Raw genomic sequence first — 2,322 nt, 5'->3', positions numbered from 1 at the left:
GTAAGCGATCAATTTAGACCGTCTTTTCCCGGCGGAGCTACCCCGTAAAATGGTCCCCGTAGATTTTACTCACGGAGACTTAATCGATGGCAACAAAAAGACGAACACGCGAGCAATGGCAGGAATTGATTGATAAGCAAGCAGCAGGCGAACTGACAGTCAGTGAATTTTGTGCACAGCATGCGTTAACAGTATCAAACTTCTATCTGTGGCGTAAAAAACTGAGCGATGATAGCCAATCGCTTGCGCAGCAAGATAACTGGCTTGCCTTTGATATGCCAGCAAGTGCGAACCAGAGCGCAGGCTCTGCCTGGGAGATTGAACTGGCATTACCCGGTGGTGTGGTGCTGCGGATGAACCGGGCTGCCTGATGTTACCCTTATCCAATGGGCGTATTTGGCTGTATACCGGTAATACCGATATGCGCAAACAGTTTGATGGGCTGGCGGCACTGGTACAGGGCAAACTGGGGATGCAAGCGCATTGTGGTGACTGGTTTGTGTTTATCAATAAACGCCGTACCCAGCTCAAGGTGTTGTATTACTACCAGGGCGGTTATTGTTTGTGGAGTAAACGGTTAGAAAAAGGCACCTTCGCCAAAGTCACTGACGGTACAGCAAAAACACCATTAAACAGTGCTCAGTTACAGTGTTTGATTGATGGCATTTACTGGCAAAAAGACAAACAAAACAGGCGATTTAATTGACTGATTTTGTTATAATTTACGCCATGAAAACACATTCTATTAGTCACCTTTCACCGTCTGAAATTGAGGCTGCCTTTGCTCATCAAGCTGAGGAGATTGCGCAACTCAAGCATCAACTGGACTGGCTTAAACGCCAGTTGTTCGGGCGTAAGTCTGAAAAAGTGTTAGTGGATAATCCGGCGCAGAGCAGTTTGTTTGATGAGGGTGAGACACACGCCTTACCGGCAGACACCAAACCGGTGAAGGCCCATACCCGTTCCTCACAAAAGCAACGTCGCGACTCGGATGTGAATGATGACGGCCTACGCTTTGATGAGACGGTGCCTCAGCTGATTATTGATGTGCCTGCGCCTGAGTTACAGGGGGCGGATGCCGACCAGTATGATGTCGTGGATATCAAAGAAACCCGTCGCTTAGCACAACAGCCCGGCAGTTATGTGGTACTGGTGTATCGTCGTCAGGTCGTGCGTCATAAAACCACGCAAACCCTTAAGGATACCCCAGCCCCCATCAATGTACTGGAAGGCTGTTACTGCGATGTCTCACTACTCGCTGGGCTGATGGTGGATAAAGCGGTATATCACTTACCGCTTCACCGCCAACATCAACGGATGCTCGATAGCGGTATCACCCTTAGCCGGGCTACCTTAATCAACTGGATACAACAAGGCATTGAGCTGCTTCGGCCCATCGCCAAGGCCCAGTGGCAGCACATTCTGCAAAGCAACATACTGACCATGGATGAAGTGCCCATTAAAGCCGGGCGTACCAAAGGGGCTGGCCGAAAACCGGGGCAAATGAAACAAACCTACTTCTGGCCGATGTACGGTGACAGTGATGAGGTGGCGTTTACCTGGAGTCACAGCCGGGGCATGTTGCATGCCAAAGCACAGCTACAGGACTTTACCGGTACCTTGCTGACCGACGGCTATGCCGCTTACACCAAAACGGTTGAACAATTAAATCAACACGAACTGCAGATTGTGCACGCTGCCTGTTGGGTACACATGCGCAGAGGCTTTGAAAAAGCTCTCGACAGTGAGCCGCAAGCCGCACAGCAGGCATTGGATATTATCGCTGCACTTTACCGACATGAAAAACACATCCGGAATAAACAGTTAGACCTGGCCGATATCCATGCCTACCGGCAACAACACAGCGAACCCTTAGTCACGGACTTCTTCCGGTGGGTCTACCAACAACGCCAGCGCACCGATTTACTGCCCAAATCCCCCTTCGCCAAGGCACTTCACTATGCGCATGAGCGGGAGAGCCAACTTAAAGTGTTCCTGAGTAACCCCGCTTTACCCCTGGATACCAATCATCTCGAGCGGGCACTGCGGGTAATCCCTATGGGCAGAAAAAACTATTTGTTCTGCTGGTCCGAACTCGGGGCTGAACAACTGGGCATATTACAAAGCCTGATGGTGACTTGCCGCCTGCAAGGCGTCAATCCCTACCATTACCTCGTGGATGTATTGCAGCGTGTAGCACTGCATCCGGCCAAAGACGTACTCGACCTGACGCCAAGAGTCTGGAAAGAGAGATTCGCGGACAAAAAATTAACGAGCGACTTAGATAAAATGGGGTGATCCGGGTCTATATTGATCGCTTAC

3 protein-coding genes are annotated in these 2,322 nt (G+C 50.3%); all 3 read left to right on the top strand.

What is annotated here, in order from left to right; all coding sequences use genetic code 11:
- The first annotated feature begins 86 nt into the window (after positions 1-86).
- The 3 genes from tnpA to tnpC are packed head-to-tail and all read left to right on the top strand — an operon-like array spanning position 87 to position 2,298.
- A complete protein-coding gene (tnpA, locus tag V7R35_RS17700; protein ID WP_024016272.1) occupies positions 87-371 on the top strand; it encodes an IS66 family insertion sequence element accessory protein TnpA in 285 nt (94 codons plus the stop codon).
- Positions 371-706 (top strand): IS66 family insertion sequence element accessory protein TnpB, encoded by a 336-nt coding sequence (gene tnpB, locus V7R35_RS17695; protein ID WP_126874057.1) that lies wholly within the window; start codon positions 371-373, stop codon positions 704-706. The genes tnpA and tnpB overlap by 1 nt, the downstream gene beginning before the upstream one ends.
- 23 nt (positions 707-729) lie before the next feature.
- Entirely contained in the window at positions 730-2,298 is a 1,569-nt protein-coding gene (gene tnpC, locus V7R35_RS17690) for an IS66 family transposase (protein ID WP_438823490.1), read from the top strand.
- Positions 2,299-2,322: the final 24 nt, after the last annotated feature.

The organism is Alteromonas sp. S167 (genome assembly GCF_036864375.1).
Taxonomy (GTDB): Bacteria; Pseudomonadota; Gammaproteobacteria; order Enterobacterales; family Alteromonadaceae; genus Alteromonas.
The sequence above is the reverse complement of the archived record's forward strand: the minus strand, read 5'-3'. Positions and strand labels throughout refer to the sequence as shown.